This is a genomic window from Mitsuaria sp. TWR114 (assembly GCF_007997345.1).
The window spans coordinates 1-2,724 of record NZ_VOSR01000197.1 but is presented as its reverse complement, the minus strand read 5'-3'; the positions used below and the strand labels follow the sequence as shown (position 1 = coordinate 2,724).

Genomic DNA, 2,724 nt, shown 5'->3' with positions numbered 1-2,724 from the left:
ACATCCTGGCGCTGAACGCTGCGGTCGAGGCCGCGCGCGCCGGCGAGCAGGGCCGCGGCTTCGCGGTGGTGGCGGCGGAGGTCCGCTCGCTCGCGCAGCGTTCCGCGCAGGCGGCCAAGGAGATCAAGACCCTGATCGGCGCCTCCACCGAGCAGGTGGGCAGCGGCGCGACGCTGGTGCAGGAGGCGGGCCGCACGATGGCCGACATCGTGGCCTCGGTGCAGCGCGTGGGCGCGCTGATCAACGACATCGCCGATGCCGCCGGCGAGCAACGCCGCGACTTCGGCCGCATCGACGCCGCGGTCACGCAGCTCGACGAGATGACGCAGCGCAACGCCGCGCTGGTGGTCGAGTCGGCCTCCGCCGCGACCACGCTCGACGACCACGCCAGCCAGCTCAACCGCGTCGTCGGCGCCTTCGACCTGGGCCGGAGTCAGGGCTATCCCGCGTGACGCCGCAACGACATCCCGGGGCGTCGCCGGCCGCACCGGAACGCACGCCAAACGCTCGACAAACGTTCTCTTAACCTGAAGCTGTCCCGAAGCTGTCGGGATCCCTTCATGGACCGGTCGCTGCGCAGAAACGCGTACGACACGGACCGGCGCGACCGGAACCATGGGCACATCTCGGACCTCCCCGGTGTGCCTCATGACCCTCAATCGATCGCTCGCGAGAGGCTTGTTCCTCGCCGCGGTGGCCCTGTTCTTCGGACTGGGCGCGCTGCGTTATCCCATCGGCCGCATGGACCATGCGGGTCCCGGGCTGTTCCCGCTGATGATCAGCGTCCTGCTGGGCCTGGTGGCGCTGGCCACCATCGTGCGCGGCGTCGTCGCGGGCGGGCCCGGCCTGGACTTCAAGGTCCGCAACATCGGCCTGATCCTGGCGGCGCTGTGCGCGTTCTCGCTGGTCTCGCGCTTCCTCAACATGTCGGCCGGCATCGTGGTCATGGTGTTCATCGCCACGGCCGCGGGCAGCAACTACTCGTGGAAGCGCAACGTGGTGATCTCGATCGGCCTGCTGGCGATCGCCTTCATCTTCCAGAAGTTCCTCGGCCTCAACCTGCCGCTGCTGTAAGGACCCGGCCATGGACATCCTGCACAACCTCGCCTTCGGCTTCGAGCACGCGCTGACCTGGCAGAACCTGATGTTCTGCGCGATCGGCTGCGTGGTGGGCACCCTGGTCGGCCTGCTGCCGGGCCTGGGCCCGCTGGCCACCATCAGCGTGCTGCTGCCGCTGACCTATTCGATCCCGGTCAACGGCGCGCTGATCATGCTGGCCGGCATCTACTACGGCGCGCAGTACGGCGACAGCGTCAGCGCGATCACGATGAAGATCCCGCACGCCAGCTCCATCGTGGCCTGCATCGACGGCTACCAGATGACCCTGAAGGGCAAGACCGGTCTGGCGCTCTTCACCGCGGGCATCTCGAGCTTCATCGGCGGCACCGTCGCCATCGTCGTGCTGGCCTGCCTGGCGCCGACGCTGGGCGAGGTGGCCTTCCTCTTCGGCCCGGCCGACTACTGCGCGCTGATGCTGCTGGGCTTCCTGTGCGTGAGCTTCGTGACCACGGGCAGCCTGCTCAACGGCCTGGCGATGTGCCTGATCGGCGTGCTGTTCGGCCAGATCGGCACCGACGTCAACTCCGGCATGGAGCGCTACACCTTCGACATGCCCTTCCTGGCCGAAGGCGTGGGCCTGGTCAGCATCGCGCTGGGCTGCTTCGGCATCGCGGAGATCTCCAAGAACCTGGACGCGAAGAACGAGCGCACGCCCTTCAACGGCAAGATCCACCTGATGCCGACCTGGGCCGAGTTCAAGCGCATCATCCCCAGCGCGCTGCGCGGCAGCGTGGTGGGCTCGGTGCTGGGCATCCTGCCCGGCGGCGGCCCGACGATCGCGCAGTTCGCCGCCTACGCGGTGGACAAGAAGGTCAGCAAGTACCGCCACGAGATCGGCGACGGCGCCATCGAGGGCGTGGCCGGCCAGGCCGCGGCGGACGAGTCGGCCGCGCGCACCAGCTTCATCCCGCTGATGAGCATCGGCATCCCGGAGAACCCGGTGATGGCGCTGATGATGGCCGCGTTCATCATCAAGGGCATCCAGCCGGGGCCCAACATGATCGGCGGGCACCCCGACATCTTCTGGGGCCTGGTCGCCTCGATGTGGGTGGGCAACGTGTTCCTGGTCGTGCTGAACGTGCCGCTGGTGCGCTACTGGCTGTCGGTCTTCAAGATCCCGTACAACGTGCTGTTCCCGTCGATCCTGTTCTTCTGCTGCATCGGCACCTTCAGCGTCAACAACAACCTGGACGACATCTTCGTCACCGCAGCCTTCGGCCTGGCGGGCTACATCTTCATGCGGCTGGACATGGACCCGGCGCCCTTGATGCTGGGCTTCATCCTGGGCCCGATGCTGGAGGAGAACTTCCGGCGCGCGATGCTGATCAGCCGCGGCAAGTTCGACGTCTTCGTGCAGCGCCCGATCAGCGCGACGCTGCTGGGGATCATCGCGATCTTCATCGCCTGGCAGTTCATCGCCTTCCTCCTGGCCAATCGCAAGGGCGCGAAGAAGCCCGAGGGCGGCAATGACCACGACCAGGATCCGGACGCCGGCAAGGTCGCCCCGCAAGGCGCGTGACCCTCACCCCCCGCCCTCTCCCGCAGTGCGGGAGAGGGAGCCATGGGAGACCAACTCGCTCCCGCTACTCCCTCTCCCGCACTGCG

3 protein-coding genes are annotated in these 2,724 nt (G+C 67.8%); all 3 read left to right on the top strand.

Translation table 11 applies throughout. From position 1 onward, the window contains the following. Window positions 1-452, top strand: a 452-nt coding sequence (locus FUT87_RS09175; protein ID WP_255511742.1) for a methyl-accepting chemotaxis protein, incomplete at its 5' end; no start/stop codon positions are given. 196 nt (window positions 453-648) lie between these two features. Then, window positions 649-1,074, top strand: a complete 426-nt coding sequence (locus tag FUT87_RS09170; protein ID WP_091725600.1) for a tripartite tricarboxylate transporter TctB family protein — start codon at window positions 649-651, stop codon at window positions 1,072-1,074. A 10-nt stretch (window positions 1,075-1,084) separates the two neighbouring features. Continuing rightward, window positions 1,085-2,638 (top strand): tripartite tricarboxylate transporter permease, encoded by a 1,554-nt coding sequence (locus FUT87_RS09165; protein ID WP_147240837.1) that lies wholly within the window; start codon window positions 1,085-1,087, stop codon window positions 2,636-2,638. Window positions 2,639-2,724 lie beyond the last annotated feature (86 nt).